Origin of the sequence: Bradyrhizobium sp. U531 (assembly GCF_051710265.1) — a bacterium.
Classification (GTDB): Bacteria; Pseudomonadota; Alphaproteobacteria; order Rhizobiales; family Xanthobacteraceae; genus Bradyrhizobium.
Genome location: NZ_JASVEN010000002.1, coordinates 495,138 through 514,053, shown reverse-complemented (window position 1 = coordinate 514,053; position 18,916 = coordinate 495,138). Strand labels below are relative to the sequence as shown.

At 64.6% G+C, this 18,916-nt stretch carries 22 protein-coding genes; 12 read left to right on the top strand and 10 right to left on the bottom strand.

Annotated elements, in window-relative coordinates:
• Nucleotide 1: 1 nt before the first annotated feature.
• The 3 genes from QRQ56_RS14315 to QRQ56_RS14305 form a co-directional block, all read right to left on the bottom strand.
• On the bottom strand, nt 2-580 hold the full coding sequence (locus QRQ56_RS14315) for a cytochrome b/b6 domain-containing protein (RefSeq protein WP_438740862.1): 579 nt from the start codon (nt 578-580) through the stop codon (nt 2-4).
• A gap of 88 nt (nt 581-668) precedes the next feature.
• Nucleotides 669-947 carry a PepSY domain-containing protein gene (locus QRQ56_RS14310; RefSeq protein ID WP_063198686.1) on the bottom strand — a complete coding sequence of 93 codons (279 nt, stop codon included), beginning with the start codon at nt 945-947 and terminating at the stop codon, nt 669-671.
• Nucleotides 948-1,134: 187 nt separating this feature from the next.
• Complete coding sequence (locus QRQ56_RS14305; RefSeq protein WP_438740860.1) at nt 1,135-1,485, bottom strand: hypothetical protein; 351 nt, start codon at nt 1,483-1,485, stop codon at nt 1,135-1,137.
• Nucleotides 1,486-1,573: 88 nt separating this feature from the next.
• Between QRQ56_RS14305 and QRQ56_RS14300 the strand changes: the two genes are divergently transcribed.
• Together QRQ56_RS14300 and QRQ56_RS14295 are read left to right on the top strand one after the other, a co-directional pair.
• Entirely contained in the window at nt 1,574-2,104 is a 531-nt protein-coding gene (locus tag QRQ56_RS14300) for a TetR/AcrR family transcriptional regulator (protein WP_438740859.1), read from the top strand.
• A 44-nt stretch (nt 2,105-2,148) separates the two neighbouring features.
• Nucleotides 2,149-2,346 (top strand): Trm112 family protein, encoded by a 198-nt coding sequence (locus QRQ56_RS14295; protein ID WP_007598651.1) that lies wholly within the window; start codon nt 2,149-2,151, stop codon nt 2,344-2,346.
• A 178-nt stretch (nt 2,347-2,524) separates the two neighbouring features.
• On the opposite strand, the gene QRQ56_RS14290 is transcribed toward QRQ56_RS14295, so the two are convergent.
• Nucleotides 2,525-3,745: a ubiquinone biosynthesis hydroxylase gene (locus QRQ56_RS14290; protein WP_438740857.1), complete on the bottom strand. Its 1,221-nt coding sequence runs from the start codon at nt 3,743-3,745 to the stop codon at nt 2,525-2,527.
• 138 nt (nt 3,746-3,883) lie between these two features.
• On the opposite strand from QRQ56_RS14290, the gene tesB reads away from it, so the two are divergent.
• Nucleotides 3,884-4,756, top strand: coding sequence for an acyl-CoA thioesterase II (tesB, locus tag QRQ56_RS14285; RefSeq protein WP_438740855.1), 873 nt, complete (start codon nt 3,884-3,886; stop codon nt 4,754-4,756).
• A gap of 21 nt (nt 4,757-4,777) precedes the next feature.
• On the opposite strand, the gene QRQ56_RS14280 is transcribed toward tesB, so the two are convergent.
• Genes QRQ56_RS14280 through QRQ56_RS14265 form a run of 4 tightly spaced genes read right to left on the bottom strand, consistent with a single transcriptional unit; the run spans nt 4,778 to nt 9,762 of the window.
• The gene (locus QRQ56_RS14280; RefSeq protein ID WP_438740854.1) at nt 4,778-5,740 is read right to left on the bottom strand and encodes a Bug family tripartite tricarboxylate transporter substrate binding protein; all 963 of its coding nucleotides are present in this window, start codon (nt 5,738-5,740) and stop codon (nt 4,778-4,780) included.
• 56 nt (nt 5,741-5,796) lie between these two features.
• Nucleotides 5,797-7,020: a CaiB/BaiF CoA transferase family protein gene (locus QRQ56_RS14275; RefSeq protein WP_438740853.1), complete on the bottom strand. Its 1,224-nt coding sequence runs from the start codon at nt 7,018-7,020 to the stop codon at nt 5,797-5,799.
• Between the two features lie 24 nt (nt 7,021-7,044).
• On the bottom strand, nt 7,045-8,184 hold the full coding sequence (locus QRQ56_RS14270) for an FAS1-like dehydratase domain-containing protein (protein ID WP_438740851.1): 1,140 nt from the start codon (nt 8,182-8,184) through the stop codon (nt 7,045-7,047).
• A gap of 15 nt (nt 8,185-8,199) precedes the next feature.
• Entirely contained in the window at nt 8,200-9,762 is a 1,563-nt protein-coding gene (locus tag QRQ56_RS14265; RefSeq protein WP_438740849.1) for an acyl-CoA synthetase, read from the bottom strand.
• A gap of 186 nt (nt 9,763-9,948) precedes the next feature.
• On the opposite strand from QRQ56_RS14265, the gene QRQ56_RS14260 reads away from it, so the two are divergent.
• Nucleotides 9,949-10,725: an IclR family transcriptional regulator gene (locus tag QRQ56_RS14260; protein WP_438740846.1), complete on the top strand. Its 777-nt coding sequence runs from the start codon at nt 9,949-9,951 to the stop codon at nt 10,723-10,725.
• Here QRQ56_RS14260 and QRQ56_RS14255 read toward each other — a convergent pair.
• Nucleotides 10,716-11,564: a DUF4339 domain-containing protein gene (locus QRQ56_RS14255; protein ID WP_438740844.1), complete on the bottom strand. Its 849-nt coding sequence runs from the start codon at nt 11,562-11,564 to the stop codon at nt 10,716-10,718. The genes QRQ56_RS14260 and QRQ56_RS14255 overlap by 10 nt on opposite strands.
• Nucleotides 11,565-11,596: 32 nt before the next feature.
• Nucleotides 11,597-12,493 carry a DUF4339 domain-containing protein gene (locus tag QRQ56_RS14250; RefSeq protein WP_438740842.1) on the bottom strand — a complete coding sequence of 299 codons (897 nt, stop codon included), beginning with the start codon at nt 12,491-12,493 and terminating at the stop codon, nt 11,597-11,599.
• 246 nt (nt 12,494-12,739) lie between these two features.
• Between QRQ56_RS14250 and QRQ56_RS14245 the strand changes: the two genes are divergently transcribed.
• From QRQ56_RS14245 to QRQ56_RS14210, 8 genes are all read left to right on the top strand, one after another.
• Nucleotides 12,740-13,078, top strand: a complete 339-nt coding sequence (locus QRQ56_RS14245; protein WP_142250739.1) for a P-II family nitrogen regulator — start codon at nt 12,740-12,742, stop codon at nt 13,076-13,078.
• Between the two features lie 130 nt (nt 13,079-13,208).
• Nucleotides 13,209-14,510 (top strand): ammonium transporter, encoded by a 1,302-nt coding sequence (locus QRQ56_RS14240; protein WP_438740839.1) that lies wholly within the window; start codon nt 13,209-13,211, stop codon nt 14,508-14,510.
• 51 nt (nt 14,511-14,561) lie between these two features.
• Nucleotides 14,562-14,876: an ArsR/SmtB family transcription factor gene (locus QRQ56_RS14235; protein WP_438740837.1), complete on the top strand. Its 315-nt coding sequence runs from the start codon at nt 14,562-14,564 to the stop codon at nt 14,874-14,876.
• A 12-nt stretch (nt 14,877-14,888) separates the two neighbouring features.
• A complete protein-coding gene (locus QRQ56_RS14230) occupies nt 14,889-15,245 on the top strand; it encodes an SRPBCC family protein (protein WP_438740835.1) in 357 nt (118 codons plus the stop codon).
• 40 nt (nt 15,246-15,285) lie between these two features.
• Nucleotides 15,286-15,888: an ATP-dependent Clp protease proteolytic subunit gene (locus QRQ56_RS14225; protein WP_438740834.1), complete on the top strand. Its 603-nt coding sequence runs from the start codon at nt 15,286-15,288 to the stop codon at nt 15,886-15,888.
• A gap of 402 nt (nt 15,889-16,290) precedes the next feature.
• Nucleotides 16,291-16,629 carry a P-II family nitrogen regulator gene (locus tag QRQ56_RS14220; protein WP_008142813.1) on the top strand — a complete coding sequence of 113 codons (339 nt, stop codon included), beginning with the start codon at nt 16,291-16,293 and terminating at the stop codon, nt 16,627-16,629.
• Nucleotides 16,630-16,666: 37 nt separating this feature from the next.
• Nucleotides 16,667-18,115: an ammonium transporter gene (locus QRQ56_RS14215; RefSeq protein WP_438740833.1), complete on the top strand. Its 1,449-nt coding sequence runs from the start codon at nt 16,667-16,669 to the stop codon at nt 18,113-18,115.
• Between the two features lie 203 nt (nt 18,116-18,318).
• A complete protein-coding gene (locus QRQ56_RS14210; RefSeq protein ID WP_438740832.1) occupies nt 18,319-18,723 on the top strand; it encodes a GFA family protein in 405 nt (134 codons plus the stop codon).
• Nucleotides 18,724-18,916 lie beyond the last annotated feature (193 nt).

Here is an 18,916-nt window from a genome sequence, read left to right as displayed (position 1 = left end):
TCTAGGAATGACCGCGGATGCGCTTGCGGCCGGTGATCATCGCGCGGATCAGGTTCTCGCGCTGGAGAAGCGCCATCGTCACCACGCCCAGCACATGCAGCACGACCAGGACGATGACGGCGTCCGACGAGTAGTGGTGGGTGTCTTCGACCCACCAGACGCCGAAGAAGGTGACGGTGACCGACATCGCCCCCGTGATCGCCGAGACGATGAGCGAGGCCAGCAGCGCCACCAGCATCAGCGTGCCGGCGGGGTTGAGCCCGATATAGCGGCCGGTGATGCCGCGGCGCAGATTCCAGAGATAGCCCGGCGCCGCCCGGAGCCTGATCCTCATCATGCGGAAGCGCGAATAGCGGCTTCCCCAGAAGCCCCAGACGAGGCGAAAGGCGAGAAGCCCGAGCACCGCATAGCCGACGATGCGATGAAGGCGGTCATAGACCGTCGGCGTGAACCACGCCGCCAGAACGCACGCCGCGAGAAGCCAGTGCCAGAGGCGCAGCGGGAGGTCCCAGACTGCGACCGTCCGCGAAGCCGTTCGATCCGCGGGGGTCCTGTCGGACACCCCGCGCGCTTCTGGCATTGCGTCTTCAGTCAAGCAAAGACAATCCTCAAAGCCCTGCTTCGCGCAGATCGCGTCGCGCCGTCTATGTCACGCCTTGCTTCGCAACTTACTTGGCGATCGTGTGCTTCAGGCTGAGATCTTCGGGGCTGTAGAACAGCTCGTAGAGCTTGCCTTCCTTGACGCCGTAGACCTCGTAGCACGAACCTTCGATCTTGGAGCGCCGCACCTCGTAACCCAGCGCCTTCGCCTTGGCTTCGGCTTCGCTGGCCGGCTTCCACGACGCCTTGTCGAGCTTGGTGCAGTCCTTGAAACCGTCGGCCATGGCCGCCGACCCCATGCCGATCCCGACCGTCAGTGCAATGGCAACAACACGAATGACCTTCACGAACATCTCCTCCTCTGTCGTGCGAGCTACGCGAGCCGCGAAGCGAGACCGAAGGAAGCAAAGGGGATGATGAAGTCAATCCGGTACGGGCTTGGCGCATTTAGATAAGTTCTAACGGCAGCCAAAAGCCGTGTGCTCTCCGTGCGACGAATGCTGCGGCCTTACGTCTCACGGACGGTAGGTGTTGCTAATAGCCGGCCACCGCCATCGCGACGACGGCGCTGAGCGCCATCCAGCCGAAGTGCCGGCCGCGCGTGGCCCAGGCGTTGGCGAGCGCAGAGAAGCCGAACACGCAGGCCATGGTGGCGACGATCCAATGACGGGCCGGCTCCGATCCCATCCAGGGCACCGCGATCAGGAGCACGCCGCCGCCGATCCAGGCAATGGTCGAGGCCTGCCAAACCAGGCGGATCAGGGTGCGAAGCCGTTCCGGCTCGATGCGGGCGCGGGCGAACACCTTGGCTTCGCCAAGGTAGCCGTGAATGAGCGCCACGACGATGGTCAGCACGCCGGCGCACTGGAGCAAGAGATCACGCATCATTGTCACCATACATATATGTATGGTGACATAGGTGTTGGCGCGCGGCCTGTCAATACACTAATGTATGGTTGGATTTGGAGCCGATATGACCGAACAGCTTTCCGCGGACGACTGGATCAAGGAAGGGCTGAAGGCGCTCGGCAAGAGCGGCTTCACGGCGCTGAAGGCAGACCCGCTGGCAAGGGCCATGGGCGTCTCACGCGGCAGCTTTTATTGGCATTTCGCCGATCTCGCGGCGTTCCACGCCGCCGTCCTGAAGCGCTGGCGCGAGATCGCGGCGGAGCAGATCATCGCCGACGTCGAGGCCGCCGACGACGAGCCGCTGAAGGCGCTGCTGCGCAGATCGTTCGGCGCGCGGCTCGACCTCGAGCGCGCGGTGCGCAACTGGGCCGCGTTCGACGCGGCGGCGCAAGGAGCGGTGCGCGCAATCGACCGCCGCCGCATCGACTATATCGAGCAGTTGCTGGCAAAGCGCGGCCTCGCTCCGGCGACGGCGCAGGCCCGCGCCCAGATCCTCTATTGGACGTTTCTCGGCTTCGCCCTGTCGGGAGCACCGGTCCCGGCTGCCAGGCTCGAAGGCCCGCTCGACGAAATTATGCGGATGGTTTCCGCCTAGACCGCGGTTTTTGTGCTAGAGGCAATCGATTGCCGGAGACCCCAATGAACGCGCCCACCGAACGTCCCGAAGCCAGCGTCGATCCCAAATTGCTGGAGATTCTCGTCTGCCCGCTGACGAAGGGGCCGCTGGAGTTCGACTCCGCGAAGCAGGAGCTGATCTCGCGCAGCGCCAAGCTCGCTTATCCGATCCGCGACGGGATTCCGATCATGCTGCCGGAAGAGGCACGAAAGATCGATTGAGGTCGGCGTCGTCCCTGCGAACGCAGGGACCCATAACCACAGGGAGTGGTTATGTGGCTAACTGATCACTCCGAGTCTTCGCCAAATTCCTGCTGCGGCGTATGGGTCCCGGATCTGCGCTTCGCTTGTCCGGGACGACGGCGGAGTGTGAGGCACGAGCGCTCACTAAACGCGCCGCTTACAGCGCCTCGCCCTTCAACAGCCGCGGCACCTCGCCCGTCAATCCGGCGGCCTGGCGGATGAAGAGATTCTTCAGCGGCGGGGCGCGGTCGACGAGGCCGAGGCCGATGTCGCGGACGGTGCGCAGCAGCGTCGACTGGTTCGAGAACAGGAAGTTCAGCGAGTTGGTGGCAACGCCCATCGCCATGGTGTCGAAGCGACGCCAGCGCTGGTAGCGCTCGAGCACGTCGGCCCCGCCGATGTCCATGCCGAGCCGCGCGGCATCGACGACGACCTCGGCCAGCGCAGCGACATCCTTCAGACCCATGTTGAGGCCCTGGCCCGCGATGGGATGAATGACATGGGCGGAATCGCCGACCAGCGCGAGGCGGGTGGCGATGAAGGAGCGCGCGACGAAATAGGACAGCGGAAAGGCGCGCGGCTTGTCGAGCGCCTTCACCTCGCCGAGATGCAGGCCAAAGCGCTGCTCGAGCTCGGCGTGGAATTCCTCATCGCTGAGCGCAATGATGCGCGCGGCCTCAGTCCGGCGCTCGGTCCACACCAGCGACGAGCGCTTGCCCGAGAGCGGCAGGATCGCGAAGGGGCCTGCCGGCAGGAAGTGCTCCTCGGCGCGGCCTTCGTGATCGCGCTCGTGACCGACGGTGACGACGATGCCGGACTGGTCATACTCCCAGCCATGGGTCGCGATGCCGGCGCGCTCGCGCAGTTTCGACCGCGCGCCGTCCGCGGCGACCAGGAGACTGGCGGCGACCACGCTGCCGTCGCCGAGCGTCACATCGATGCCTTCGGGGCGCGCGTCATAGGAGGCAACGGTGGTGGCGCGCAGATCGATGCCTTCCGCCTCGGCCCGCGCCGTCAGCGCATCGATCAGGCGGCGGTTCTCGACCATATGCGCAAACGGCTCGCCCGGCGCGACGTCGCCGGCGAAATTGAGGAACACCGGACGGGTGGCGTCTTCCAGCTTGGAGTCGGTGACGACCATGTCGAGGATCGGCTGCGCCTCGGCCCTGACGTCGTCCCAGGCGCCGATCGCTTCGAACAGCCGGCGGCAGGCGGCCACGATCGCGGTGGCGCGGGGGTCGCGGCTCGGCCGCGTGCTGAGCGCGGGATCGGCGACGATGACGGGGATCTCGGGCCCGAGCCCCTGGCGTAACGCCAAGGCCAGTGCGAGGCCGGCAAACGCGCCGCCGCCAATGACAATGCTACCCTGTACCGACATACCCAAATTCCCGGCCAATTCTCGGTCTTGCTAGCAGACTTGAGCTGGGCGAAACAGTGCGGTGAAACAAGGGCGGAGCGGCCCAAATGTGCCATTCCGGAGCATCCGGCCCGGTGGGACGGCAAGAAAGTTCGCACGATGTCCAAAAGCCTGTTCGACCTCATTTCGATCCTCGACCTCGAACAGCTCGAGGTGAACCTGTTCCGCGGCACCAGCCCGAACACGGACTGGCAGCGGGTGTTCGGCGGCCAGGTGATCGGGCAGGCGATGGTCGCAGCCTGCCGCACCGTCGAAGGCGTCGAAGGGCGCCTGCCGCATTCGCTGCATTGCTATTTCATCCTGCCGGGTGACCCCAAGGTCCCGATCATCTACCAGGTCGAGCGCCTGCGCGACGGCAAGAGCTATTCGACCCGCCGCGTCACCGCGATCCAGCACGGCAACGCGATCTTCTCGATCATGGTGTCGTTCCATGCCGAGGAAGAGAGCGCGTTCGATCACCAGGACAAGATGCCTGACGTACCGCCGCCGGAGAAGCTGACCGCGGAGGAGGTTTCAAAGCAGCCGCTGTTCAAGGAGATGCCGGAGTTCATCCGCCGCTATTACGAGATGGACCGGCCGATCGAATTGCGTCCCGTCGAGATCGGCCGCTATTTCGGCCAGAAGGTCGACGACGGCCGCATCCATATCTGGATCCGCACGGCGGCAAAGCTTCCTGACGATCCCGCGCTGCATTTGTGCGCGCTCGCCTACGCCTCGGACTTCTCGCTGCTCGACGCCATCATGGCGCGCTATGGCCGCACGCTGTTCGACAAGCGCATGATGCCCGCGAGCCTCGATCACGCGATGTGGTTTCACCGCCCGTTCCGCGCCGACGAATGGCTGCTCTACGCCCAGGATTCGCCGAACGCGCGCGGCGGCCGCGGCCTGTCGCGCGGCCTCATCTTCAAGCCCGACGGCACACTGGTGGCCTCGGTCGCACAGGAGGGCTCGGTGCGCGAGCGCAAGGCCTAGCCCCCACAAGGCCTAACTCCATCAGCCGCCCTGAAGGCCCGTCGCCTTGATCACCGGGCCCCATTTCAGCCTTTCCCGCGTTTCGAAACGGGCAAGGTCCGCCGGCGTTCCGCCGGCCGCATCAAGCCCGAGCTCGTGCAGCCGCTTCCTGGTCTCGGGCAGGGCCAGCGCCTTGGCGAACTCGCCGTTCAGAAGCTCGATGATGGCGCGGGGCGTATCGCGCGGGGCGTAGAACGCGTTCCATCCGGCCATCTCGAAATCCGGCACGCCCTGCTCGGCGACGGGTTTCACACCCGGCAGCAGCTCGCTCGGCTTCAGCACGGTGATGCCGAGCGCCTTGAGCTTGCCGTCGTCGATCTGGGTGCGCACCGCCGTGACCGTATCGATGATCAGCGGCACCTGCCCGCCGAGCACGTCGGTCATCGCCGTCGCGGATCCTTTGTAGGGAACGCCGAACATCGGCGCGCCCGTCACCTCCTTGAGAAACTCGAAGATGACGCGCGCCGTCGTGCTGGGCAGGGCGATGTCGATCCTGTCGGGCTTTGCTTTCGCGGCACTGATCAGGTCAGCCACGCTGTTGCCGGCAAAGGACGGGCTGGCTGTGATCACCAGCGGCAGCTTGCCGACCAGGATGATCGGCGCAAAATCCTTGTCCGGCACGAAACCCATCGCGGGGTACATGAACTCATTCATGGTCTGGGTGGCGTTGGTGCCCATCAGCAGCGTGTAGCCGTCGGGCTCCGAATGCGCCGCCTGCTCGGCGCCGATATTGCCGCCGGCTCCGGGCTTGTTCTCGACATAGAAGCGTTGCCCGAGCGTTCGCGACAGATGGTCGGCGAGGTAGCGTGCGACGACGTCGGTGCCTTGCCCAGCCTGATAGGGAACGATGATCCTGACGGGCCTCGTCGGATAGGTCTGCGCCAGGCTTGCGCAGCTCCATAGCAGGGCCAGCCATCCCACGGCCCATTTCGCGGATTTCAGCATGCTCGTTTCCTCCCTTTATGATTGTTTTGATGGTCTTCTTGTTGTTGGCCGTCGTCTTATCGTCGTGCAGTGTCCTTCCGTTGCAGCGTGACGATGCCCGCTTCGATCAGACGGTCGATCATCGCGTCGTCAAGACCGACCTCCGCCAGAACTTCGCGGCTATGCTCGCCGAAGCGGGGCGGCCGTCGCCCCACGCCGCCGGGCGTCTCTGCCAGCTTCACGGGAATGCCGGGGGCGCGATGGCCTTCGCGGTCCACCAGCATATCGCGATGGGTGACATGGGCCTGCGCGAATGCCTGCGGCACGGTGTTGACGGCGCCGGCGGGAACGCCGGCCTGCATCAGCTCGCGGCAGAGATCATCGGACTTGAATCCGGCCAACGTACGCTCCAGCTCCGTGCGAAGCGCCGCCACGTGACGGAGCCGATCGGCATTGGTGCGGAAACGTGGGTCGTCGAGCAGATCGCCGCGTCTCACCTTCTGGCAGAAGCGGCGGAACTGGCCGTCATTGAGGATGCCGAGAAAGATCTCGCCGTCGGCCGCCGCAAATTTGTCATAGGGGGCGATGTTGGGATGGGCACTGCCGAGACGGCCGGGCACGTTGCCCGAGCAGATCCAGTTCGCGGCGTGCGGGACCAGAAGGCCGAGCGCAGTGTCGAACAGAGTCGCTTCAACGCGCTGCCCGCGCCCGCTTCGTTCGCGCGCCGCAAGTGCGAGGAGGACACCAACGAGCGCGTTGTAGCCGGTGACATAATCGACGATGGGAACGCCGACGCGCGTCGCGCCGGAATCCTGCGAGCCGTTGATGCTCATCAGTCCGCACATGGCCTGCAGGACGGCATCGTAGCCCGGCAGTCCGCCGAGCGGCCCGTCGGCGCCGAAGCCGGAGATGGCGCAATAGATCAGGCGCGGAAATCGCTCGGACAGATGGGCCTCGTAGCCGAGCCCCCAGCGTTCCATCGTGCCGGGCAGAAAGTTTTCCACCAGCACGTCGGCATCTCCAAGCAGGGCTTCGAGAACCGCGCGCCCCTCGGCCCGCGACAGATCGAGCGCCATGCCGCGCTTGCCGCGATTGACGGCGCCGAAATACGCCGCCTGTCCCGCGGCGTCGAAGGGAGGCCCGAGCCCGCGGGTCTCGTCGCCTGACGGCGGCTCGATCTTGACGATGTCGGCGCCATGATCGGCCAGCATCTGCGTGCAGAGCGGCCCCGCCAGCACGCGCGAGAGATCGACGACCTTGAGGCCGGTCACCGCTCCGCGCGTGAGGTCAGGTGCGGGCATGCTCATTCGCCCTGTTGGTTGCCGTCAGCCGCGGCTTGGCAGTTGCACGATGCCGGTTCCGAGCACCGAGACTTCGTTGTCCTGGTTGTGAGCTTCCTGCTCGATCTCGACCAGGTGACGCCCGTTCTCGATGAATTTGCGCTTCACCTTGCCTTTGATGAACAGGATGTCGCCCTCGGGATTGTGCCGGCGGATCTTGCAGCTGGCGCGGCGCAGGAAGCCGTCATCGCCCATCCAATTGGTGAGGTGATGGGTGAGCCAGGAGCAACGCTCCGGACCGTAATCATAGGCGCCGGGCGCGCCGACCTCGAGCGCAAACTCTTCTTCCCAATGCACGCGCTCGGGACAGTCGGGGATGCCGAAGCGGTTCGGAATGCCGAGACCGCGATGGGCGTCCTGCAGCTTCCAGGCGAGCTTGTTGGCGCGGATGTAGAGACCGCCCCAGCCCTGCGCATAGGCGATGAAGCCGGTGACCGTCATCGGGCCCTTCAGCATCGTCGGCAGCGCCTCGCCTTCGGTGACGTCCTGCCAATAGCGCGGGCGCGAGCCCTGAATGCGCTCCTCGGCGTAGAGCTTGTAGGCGGCGGCCAGTTCCTCCTGGCTGTAGCGGCGCGGCGCGCGGGCCTTGACCTCGCGATATTTGGTGCCCTGGTCGCGCGCATGGTCGCGCTCGGTGCGGAAGCACCAGCTGTCCGCCTCGGCGACGAGATCGCCCTGCTGGTTGAAGAAATCGACGTGATAGGTCTGCTGGATGGCCCGTCCGGCAAAGCGCGTCTGGTGCTCGACCAGGTCCTTCAGCTTGGCTTCGGTCGAAATCACGTCGTTGCGGCGGACGGCCTTGTGCCAGGTCCAGTCCGCGCCCGACCACATCGCATGAACGCCGGGCATGCCGCCGACATAGCCCGACACGATGCGGCTGGTCGAGAACAGGAAGCTCGGCAGCGCAATGATGCCGCCATGATTGGTCTTGGCGGCATAGTCGGGATCGCACCAGAGCGGATTGTCGTCGCCGATGCCGTGCGCGTAGTGGCGGATGTTGTCGCGCGTCGCCTCGTAGCACCAGGGCTCGGCGGTCACGCCGATGGCGACGCCGATGCGCTTGCGCAGATCATCGAGGCCCTCTTCGGTGATCTTCGGAAACCTGGTTTCGATCTTGTCCAGCATTGACGTTCCTTTCCTCTAATTCGCTGCTTCTGATTGTCTGGCGGCCTGTTCGCGGTCTCGCAGCACCTTGCGGTTGACCTTGCCGGCCGGCGTCTTGGGGAGCTCCGTGACGAAGCTGACCAGACGCGGATATTCGTGATGGCTGAGGCGCTGGCGCACGACGTCCTGGATCTCGTGCTCGAAGGAGGTGTCGCCCGGCCGCTCCGTGACCACGAACGCCTTCACCACCTGTCCACGCAGGGCATCGGGAACGCCGATGGCCGCGGCCTCGCGCACTTGCGGATGCTTCAGGATCGCATCCTCGATCTCGACCGCGCTCATGGTCCAGCCGGCGGAGATGATGACGTCGTCGGCGCGGCCGCCGTGATAGAAATAGCCGTCCTCGTCGATGCGGCCGAGGTCCTTGGTCGCGATCCACTCGCCGCGGCGCCAGACCTTCAGCTCGCCGGTGACGTTGGTCGCGCAGGGCTTGCCTTCGGCGTCCTGCACTTCGACGCGCCCGCCGGGGATCGGCTTGCCCAGGGATCCCGGCTTGACGACGAAATCGCGCGCACCGGGATAGCTCACCAGGATCACGCCGATCTCGGTGGTGCCGTACATGCTGCACACCTGATGGCCGAAGGTGTCGCTGATGAAGGTTGCCGTCTCGCTGTCGATGGGCTCGCCTGTGAACGACATCTTCTCGAGCGCGTAGCGGTAGCGCGGCGCGGCGCCGGAATTGCGCATCATGCGATAATGCGTCGCGGCGGCCGAGATGTTGGTGAACCGATGCTGCTCCAGTGCGGCCAGCAGCCGTTCCGGATTGAACTTGCCGGCATAGGCGCCGACAGTGATGCCGAGCGCGAGCGGCGCAAGCGTGCCGTGCCAGAGCCCATGCCCCCAGGCCGGCGACGACGGACAGATGAAGCGATCGCCCGGACGCAGGCCGGTGCCGTACAGCGCGGCGACCATCAGCGTGACGATCGAGCGATGGGTGTGCTTGACGGCTTCAGGCAATTCACGCGTCGTGCCCGATGTATATTGATACAGCGCCATCGCTTCGGCCGCCGTGTCGGCGGTGAACTGCGGCGCGAAGCGCTGCAAGCCGTCCAGGAATGCGTCATCGGCGACGACGACTTCCGGGCCGATGCCGGCCAGCGCCGGCGCCTTCTCGACGTTGGTCACGATCAGCCGCGGCTTGCAATCGTCGACACGCAGCTTGACGCCGTCGGGCCCGAACAGCGTGAACAGTGGAACGGCGATGGCGCCGGCCTTCATGGCACCGAACACCGTGACGTAGAATGCGCGCGACGGCTCGAGCATGATCGCGACGCGATCGCCGGCCTTGATGCCGCGGCTCACCAGATAATGCGCGAAGCGCGATGACGCTTCGGAAAGCTCGGCGAAGGTGAGCACTTCGTCCGGTCCGTCCGCGCGAACCACGATCACGGCCGGATTGGAGCGACCGGCATGCCGGTCGATGCATTCATGCGCAATGTTCAACTGCGCGCGATCGCCGTCGAACAACTCCCAGAGCTTCTCCGGAGAGAAGATCGTCTGCGCGGCGGCGTAGCTCGTGAACTCGGTCAGCTTGCTCATGGACCGGCAAGATACCGACGACGCGATAATTGTCAAATAGCACTTCGAATTGTATATGTACAATTATTAGAATTGCCGCAAACTGGCCCTCTCTTCCCGGCTCGTCAGCGAGCGGCACGGTTGCGCAGACGCTGTTTCGACGGGATGGTGTTGTTGCACCCGGGCCGCTGTTGTACCGATACGATCATGCCGAATGCCAAATCACCCCGTGTGCGCGCCGTCCCTGCGGTCACGCGTGCCGTCGCCATCCTCCGCCTGCTCAGCCGCAGCGCCACGCCGCAGACTCTCAAGGCGATTGCGGAGACTCTCGATCTCGTGCCGAGCACGGCGCTGCACATCGTGCGCGCGCTGCTGGCGGAAGATTTGTTGCAGGTCGATCCGCAAACCAAGCGCTACAGTCTCGGCGTCGGTATGCTGCCGCTCGCGCGCGCCGTGCTCGAGCATGCCGATTTTCCCAGCCTGCTGCGGCCGAAGCTCGATGAGCTTTCAAGCCGCTACGGAGTCACGGCGATCGGCGTCGAGGTGCCCGATCTCGACGACATGATCGTGGTCGCGCTGGCGCGAAGCCAGGCGCCGGTGCGGCTTCATGTCGATATCGGCAGCCGATTTCCGGCACTGATCAGCGCCACGGGCCGCTGCGTCGCCGCCTTCAGCGGCCAGCCGGAAAAGGAGATCGAGAAGCGCTTTCGCGTGCTGCGCTGGCACAATGCGCCGACCTATGATGCCTGGCGCAAGGAAGTCGATCAGGTCCGCAAGCAGGGGTTCAGCATCGACCGCGGCAATTACATCGCCGGCGTGACCATCGTCGCCGTCCCGGTCCTCAACGCGAAGGGAACGATCTCGCATACGATCGCGGCCGTCGGTCTCGGCAGCCAGCTCGACCGCCCAACCGCGCTCTCACTTGCACGCGACATGCGCGGGGTTGCGGAGGCGATCGCGCCGCAGCTGGCCCTTCACGCCTGAAGCGCCGGACGCTCGACGAGCTCGAATTGCGTCATGGTCCAGGCGAAATACCAGCGCAGCAGCCACGGAATCGGGATGATCAGAAGACAGCCGAAGGCGAATGCCAGTGTACGCCAGAGCAGTTGCAGGCCGGTGCCGACGAAGATTATCTCACGCCGCGTTCCCGCGATGTTGCGGCAGATCCAGCGCATCCATGCAGCCATGACCCAGGCCCAGCCGACGATCGTGAACATGGAGAGAAACATCAGCACCTGCCAGCCGACGAAGACCCAGGGGCTGCCGTTGAACGTCATCGGAATCGGCTGACCGTTCGAGCTGACATTGGCGATAACCCAGCGCATGACCATCCAGGACAGGAAGGCCTGGATCGGGATCGACACGATCTGGAACAGGTCGCCGATAAGTCCCGCATAGCCGGCCAGCGCCAGCGCGATGAAGACGTACCAGATATCGCCGACCTGACCGGTGAAGCTGATGTCAGGCCGCTGCGGAACGTGGATGCGCGGGAACAGCCAGCGGTAGTAGCCGGTCGCGGTCCAGGGCGACGGCACCACGAGTGCGTTGCCGATCAACAGCAGGATGCACCATCCCAGGAACGACCACAGTGGCAGGTCCACCGACAACCGGCCTTGCCCGCCGCCGCTCGAAGCCGCTGCCGGCGATGCGCCGGACACCAGACCGGGGACCGCGCCGGCCTTTTGCCAGCCCGCCATCCCCTCGGTCCAGACCAGCGTGTCTGATCGCACGATTCCCCGCGCGATCAGATCACGGAACTGGGCCTCCGGAAACGGCCCCTTCTGCTGGCCCTCGGATGCGTGAAACCAGATTCGATTCGACATCTCGTCTGCTCGCTACCGAAAGCCGGCAGCCATCACATGGCCGCCTGCGATCCGCGCGGCGCGAGGACGGTTTGCGACGCGAACCAGTTCATGATCCAGCGATACACCCACGGGATCGGGATGATCAGGCTGCACAGGATCGCAGCGACGATGCCGCGCCAGAGGATGTCGAGACCCGAGCCCTTGAACACGATCTCGCGCCGCGTGCCCTCGATGCTGCGGCAGAACCAGCGCATCTGGGCTGCAGCGACCCAGGCCCAGCCGATGATGGTGATGATGGAAATCGCGAACAGCAGATTCCAGCCGACATACGCCCACACCGTACCGGTGAAGCTCAAGCCGAGCGGTTGTCCGTTGGAGGCGAGGTTCGCGATCATCCATTTGATCAGCAGCCAGTAGAGCACGATCTGGACGATGAACAGCAAATTGCTCAGAATCTGGCTGCCGACAAAGCCGAGCGCGATGGCGAGAACGATGAAGCCGAAGAACCAGGGCACCAGCGTCATCGCGCTGCCGGTGAAGCTGAGATTGGGCCGCCCGGGCACCTTGATGCAGGGCACGAGCCAATTGAGGTACCAGACGAACAGCCACGGCACCGGGATGACGAAGCACGAGCCGATCACGAGCACGAGCGTGCGCCAGGTGAAGTCGAGAACGCCGAAATCGACCGCCAGCGATCCTGCGCCGCCGCCCCCGCCGGCATAGCCGCCGGAGCCCATCATCGGCGGGCCGCCCGCCGGAATCATCGGCGGCGCGCCGCCACCACCGACCAGGCCGGGAATTTCGACGGCCTTCTGCCAGCCGGCCATGCCCTCGGTCCACACCAGTGTATCCGGGCGGACAACGCCTTGGGAGATGAGGTCGCGGAATTGCCCTTCCGGATAGGGCCCCTGCTGCTTGCCCTCGGATGCGTAGAACCAACTCGCCATGAAGCGTCCCCTCAAAATACTTATGTACCGCATGGCAGGCGCGGGTTCACCGCATCCATACCAAAAATGCATTGTGAAGGATGAACGGTTGCCCTGTACAGAGGCGGCCATTCACATGACCGCCCTCGGCCAAACGTTTTTCCGCTTCAATCTGCAACTTTTTTGTGCCATTTGCCCGGAAAGATGCCAGATTGACGCAGCGCCGGGGACATACGGCGCGGCGCATCCCGGGGAATAGGCCTGACCATGAAGCTCGTCGTCGCGATCATCAAACCATTCAAGCTCGATGAGGTCCGCCAGGCCCTGACGTCGATCGGCGTCCACGGCATGACCGTGACCGAGGTGAAGGGCTATGGCCGCCAGAAAGGCCACACCGAGATCTATCGCGGCGCCGAATATGTCGTGAACTTCCTGCCGAAGCTGCGCATCGAGATCGCGGTCGCCTCCGACGTCGCCGACAAGGCGGTCGCCGTGATCACCGCGACCGCGCGCACCGGACAGATCGGCGACGGCAAGATCTTCGTCACGCCGATCGACCACGCGCTGCGCATCCGCACCGGCGAAACCGACAGCGACGCGCTCTAGAGTTTTGCTTTGACGCGTTTTCTTCACGCGAAGCAGTATCCGCCTCGCTTGAAAACGCCTTGATCTTCTTCGATCGCACCGGGCAACGATGCCGGATCGTGCGACGCCAATTGATGCCGGGGGGAACGATATGGCGGGATTGTTGCGCCGCGCAGCCGCGATGGCTGCGCCGATCGGATTTGCGTTGGTCATGGCCGCGCCGGCGCATGCCGCGGAAGGGGAGATCAACACGGCCGACACCGCCTGGATGATCGTCGCCACCGCGCTGGTGCTGATGATGACGATCCCGGGGCTCGCGCTGTTCTACTCCGGCATGGTGCGCAAGAAGAACGTGCTCGCCACCATGGCGCAAAGCCTTGCCGCCGTGACCATGATCTCCATCCTCTGGGTCGCGTTCGGCTATTCGCTGTGCTTCGTCGGCGACGGCCCGTGGATCGGCACGCTCGACCGCTGGTTTCTCGCGGGCATGACCATGGACAGCGTCAATCCGGCCGCGAAGACCATCCCGGAAGCGCTGTTCATGCTGTACCAGATGACGTTTGCCATCATCACGGTGGCGCTGGTCGCGGGCTCGGTCGCCGACCGCATGCGGTTCTCCGCCTATCTCCTGTTCTCCGTCGCCTGGTTCATCTTCGTCTACATTCCGCTGGCACATTGGGTGTGGGGCGGCGGCTTCCTCAACAGCATGGGCGTGCTGGATTTCGCCGGCGGTCTCGTGGTGCATCTGTCGGCCGGCACCGGCGGTCTCGTTGCGGCGAAGGTGATGGGGCGGCGCCACGGCTACGGCACCGAAAATCTCTCGCCGTTCGACCTATCGCTCGCGGTGATGGGCACCGGCCTGTTGTGGGTCGGCTGGTTCGGCTTCAACGGCGGTTCGGCGGGCGCGGCCAATTCACGCGCGGTGATGGCGATCATCGCCACGCATCTTGCCGCCTGCTCGGGCGCGCTGACCTGGGGCGCGATCGAATGGTCGACGCGGCGCAAGCCCTCCGTGCTCGGCATGATCTCCGGTGCGGTCGCAGGCCTCGGCACCATCACGCCGGCCTCCGGCTTCGTGGCGCCGTGGCACGGCATCGTCATCGGCATCATCGCCGGTGCGGTTTGCTACTGGGCTTGCACCTGGCTGAAGCACCGTTTCAACTATGACGATTCGCTCGACGTCTTCGGCGTCCACGGCATCGGCGGCCTGACCGGAACGCTGCTTGCCGGCGTGTTCGCGACCAGCGCCATCGGCGGCACCGCCGGCCTGATCGAGGGCCACCCGCAGCAATTGCTGATCCAGTTCTACGGCGTCGCCGTCACCTTCGTCTGGTCGGCGGGCGTGAGCTTCATCCTGCTCAAGCTGGTCGGCCTGTTCGTGCCCTTGCGCGTGTCCCGCGAGCACGAGCTCGAGGGGCTGGATATTTCGCAGCACGGCGAAGCCTTGCAGTAAGGCTTGCAGTAAGGGCTTGCGCGATACATAAGCATCTGCTTATGTATCGTCATGATCGAAGCCGACATCTTCAAGGCACTGGCCGACCCAACGCGCCGCAAGGTCTTTGAGAAGCTCGCTTGCGGAAGCCTGAATGCGAGCGCTTTGCGCGACGGCCTTGAGATCAGCCAACCCGCGATGTCGCAGCACCTCGCCGTGCTGCGCAATGCCGGCCTCGTGCGCGAGCAGCGGCAAGGCCGCTTTGTGAATTACGAAGTCGACCCGAACGGAATCGTCGCCATCGGGGCATGGCTTGCGCGCTACCGCGCCTATTGGCCGAAGCGCATGGAAGCACTCGCCGATCTCCTCAAGGACATGGATCAATAAGGATCTGGATCAATGAGCGACCTCGTGAAGCCCGATCACTCCGAGACGAGCCTGGTGCTCGAATTTGATTTCGACGCGCCGCCGGCAAAGGTCTGGCGCGCCGTCACCATTCCGGCCTTGCGCGAGCGCTGGCTGCCGGATCGCGACCTGGCGCAGGCGGAGCCGGAATCATCGATCGCCGGCAAGGAGGTGCGCTACCGGCTTCGCGATTCCGAACCGCCGTTTCGCGAAAGCCACGTCATCTTCCGGATCGAGCCGCATGAGGACGGCGGCACCCGCCTGCACATCATCCAGCAAGCCTGCGATGTCGCAATGACGCTGCCGCAGCCGGCCAACACCAATTGCCGCCTGATGCGCGCGGCGGCCTAGCCCAAAGAAACCTCATCACCTGCAGATATGGAGGTCGCCGATGCGCGACATGCTTCAGCTCGTCCCTATGGTCGTCGAACAATCAGCGCGTGGCGAGCGATCCTTCGACATCTACTCGCGGCTGCTGCGCGAGCGCATCATCTTCCTCAATGGCGAGGTCAATGATGCGATGTCGGGCCTCGTCTGCGCGCAACTCCTGTTTCTCGAGGCGGAGAATCCCAACAGGCCCATCAATCTCTACATCAATTCCTATGGCGGCGTGGTCACCTCCGGCCTTGCGATGTACGACACCATGCAATTCATCAAGGCGCCGGTTCATACGCTGTGCATGGGAACGGCGCGTTCGATGGGCTCCTTCCTGCTGATGGCCGGAGAGCCGGGCCACCGTGCAGCCTTGCCCAATGCCAGCCTTCACGTGCATCAGCCGCTCGGCGGCTTCCAGGGCCAGGCCTCTGACATCCTGATCCATGCCAATGAGATGCAGGAGACCAAGCGGCGCATCATCCGGCTCTATGCGCAGCATTGCGGGCGCTCGGAAGAGGAGGTCGAGCGGACCCTGGACCGCGACCACTTCATGACTGCCCAGCAGGGGGTCGAATGGGGCCTGGTCGATCGGGTTTTTGCCGAGCGCGACGCCGCTTGACGGCCGCGAAGCCACCAAGTCCTGCCGGGAGCGCTTTGGAGATTTGTCCGCCCGCCCGACGCGTATCCCGTGAGCAGCGGCCACCCCGGCCCTCGCTCGCCTGTAATTATATACCGCCAATCTGCCTGACCCATGAGCAACATTGTGTCGGCAGGCTGTCGTGCTCGCATTTTGAGCAGAGCTGACCAGGTTTTGAGCGCGACGGAATGGCGCACCGCAGCGCAATGCAAGCCGAACGCGAAAACCCCCGCTTTCATAGTCCGTTAGGCAACGCGCCCGATCTGGCACGGCATTTGATTCTAGGGGTCCTGGCTGTGCCCGCGTAGTGAACTTCTCCCTCGTGGCGAACCAGTCGAGAACGCCCGGCCATGTCCGGACCGGGCCCAAGCGGGGATAGGACCCATGAAAATTGTTATGGCGATTATCAAGCCATTCAAGCTGGAAGAAGTCCGTGACGCCCTGACCGCCATCGGCGTTCACGGTCTCACGGTCACGGAAGTCAAGGGATATGGCCGCCAGAAGGGCCATACGGAAATCTATCGCGGCGCCGAATATGCCGTGAGCTTCCTGCCCAAGATCAAGATCGAAGTCGCTGTCGCCTCCGACCAGGTCGACAAGACCATCGACGCCATCACGTCCGCCGCGAAAACCGGACAGATCGGCGACGGCAAGATCTTCGTCATCAACCTCGACCACGCAGTGCGTATCCGCACCGGCGAGGCCGATGCCGCGGCCCTTTGATTTCGCGCTCAACCTTATCCAATCAGGAGTGAATAATATGACGTTCAAGCGTCCCTATGGCGCGGGATTGGCGGCTCTCGCAGCCGGCCTGTTCGCTGCGACCGCAGCCTACGCCGAGCCAACGGTCAACAAGGGAGACAACGCCTGGATGCTGACATCGACAGTGCTGGTGCTGTTGATGACGATCCCCGGCCTCGCGCTGTTCTACGGCGGTCTCGTCCGCTCCAAGAACATGCTCTCGGTCCTGATGCAGGTGTTCTATACCGTCTGCGTCGTCACCGTGATCTGGGCCGTGTACGGCTACAGCCTCGCCTTCACCGGCGGCTCCGACTTCATCGGCGGCTTCTCCAAGGCCTTCATGATGGGCGTCACCACCGACTCGAAGGCCGCGACCTTCTCGGTCGACGCCAACATCTCGGAGCTCATCTATATGTGCTTCCAGATGACCTTCGCGGCGATCACGCCCGCCCTCATCGTCGGCGCATTCGCCGAGCGCATGAAGTTCGCGGCGATCGCGCTGTTCATCCCGCTCTGGGTCACGCTGATCTACTTCCCGATCGCGCACATGGTCTGGTACTGGCCGGGCCCGGACATGATCCAGGACGCTGCCAAGGCTCTTGCCGCGGCCACTGACGCGGCGGCGAAGACCGCGGCGCAGGCCAAGCTCGACGAGATCAACGCCGACGCCGGCTGGATCTTCAAGAAGGGCGCGATCGACTTCGCTGGCGGCACCGTGGTGCACATCAACGCCGGCATCGCAGGCCTCGTCGGCGCTCTGCTGATCGGCAAGCGCGTCGGTTACGGCAAGGAGCTGATGGCTCCGCACTCGCTGACCATGTCGATGATCGGCGCCTCGCTGCTCTGGGTCGGCTGGTTCGGCTTCAACGCCGGCTCCAACCTCGAAGCCAATGGCGGCGCTGCGCTTGCCATGACCAACTCCTTCGTCGCCACCGCAGCCGCCGCGCTGTCGTGGATGTTCGCGGAGTGGATCATCAAGGGTCACCCCTCCGTGCTCGGCGTCATCTCCGGCGCTGTCGCGGGTCTCGTGGCTGTCACCCCTGCCGCCGGCTTCTCCGGCGTGATGGGTGCGATCGTCCTCGGTCTCATCGTCGGCGTGGTCTGCCTGTTCTTCTGCACCGTCGTGAAGAACGCGCTCGGCTATGACGACAGCCTCGATGTGTTCGGCGTGCACTGCGTCGGCGGCATCGTCGGCGCCCTCGGCACCGGCATTCTCGTCAACCCCGCCCTCGGCGGCGCCGGCATCATCGACTACACGGCGATCCCGCCAAAGGTCGCCGATTACGACTTCGCAGCGCAGATGATGTCCCAGATCTGGGGCGTCGGCACCACGCTGGTGTGGTCGGGCATCGGCTCGGCGATCCTCTACAAGGTCGTCGACGTGATCGTCGGTCTGCGCACCAATGTCGAGAGCGAGCGTGAAGGTCTCGACATCACCGAGCACACCGAGCGCGCCTACAACATGTAACTCCTCCCGGGCGCGGTCTCCCAGGGGATCGCGCCCAGAACTACGGTCCGGGCACATACCCGGCAATGCCCTGACCGTTGAGGGGCTCCAGCGCAAGCTGGAGCCCCTTTCTTTTTGCCGGATGCGAGGGAAGAAAAAGATTGCCATTCCGCGCCCGCGGCGCAGAAATATCGACCACAACGAACGACAATCGGGAGGACGTCATGCATTTGGAAGGTGGATGCTATTGCGGCGCGGTGCGCTACAAGGCCGAGGGCGATCCGATGATGCAGGCCCAGTGTCATTGCCGCGAGTGCCAGTACATCTCGGGCGGCGCGCCCAACACTTTCATCGCGATGCCGGTGGCCGGCTTCGGCTACACCAAGGGTCAGCCCAAGCAATTCACCCGCAAGGACCTCGAACGCGCCGTCACGCGCGAGTTCTGCGCCGAATGCGGCACCCATCTGGTGACCAAGGTCCCGGGCCTGCCAGCGGCGATCCTCAAGGTCGGCACGCTGGACGATCCGGCCCAGTTCCATCCGCAGATGGCGATCTACACCTGCGACAGCCAGGAGTTCCACGCGATCCCGGCCGGCATGAAGACGTTCGAGAAGCTGCCGGGGCATTGAGAGCGTGATCGCGCGAAGTTCGTCATGCCCGGGCTTGTCCCGGGCATCCACGTTCTCAAGCGGGGCCGGAAGAAGGTCGTGGATGGCCGGGACAGGCCCGGCCATGACGCTGCCGAAATATCCTCGCCCCAATCGCACGAGCGACCTCGCTTCCGATCGGAAGCGACGGCCCGGGTCGCAGCCCCCCATGCAT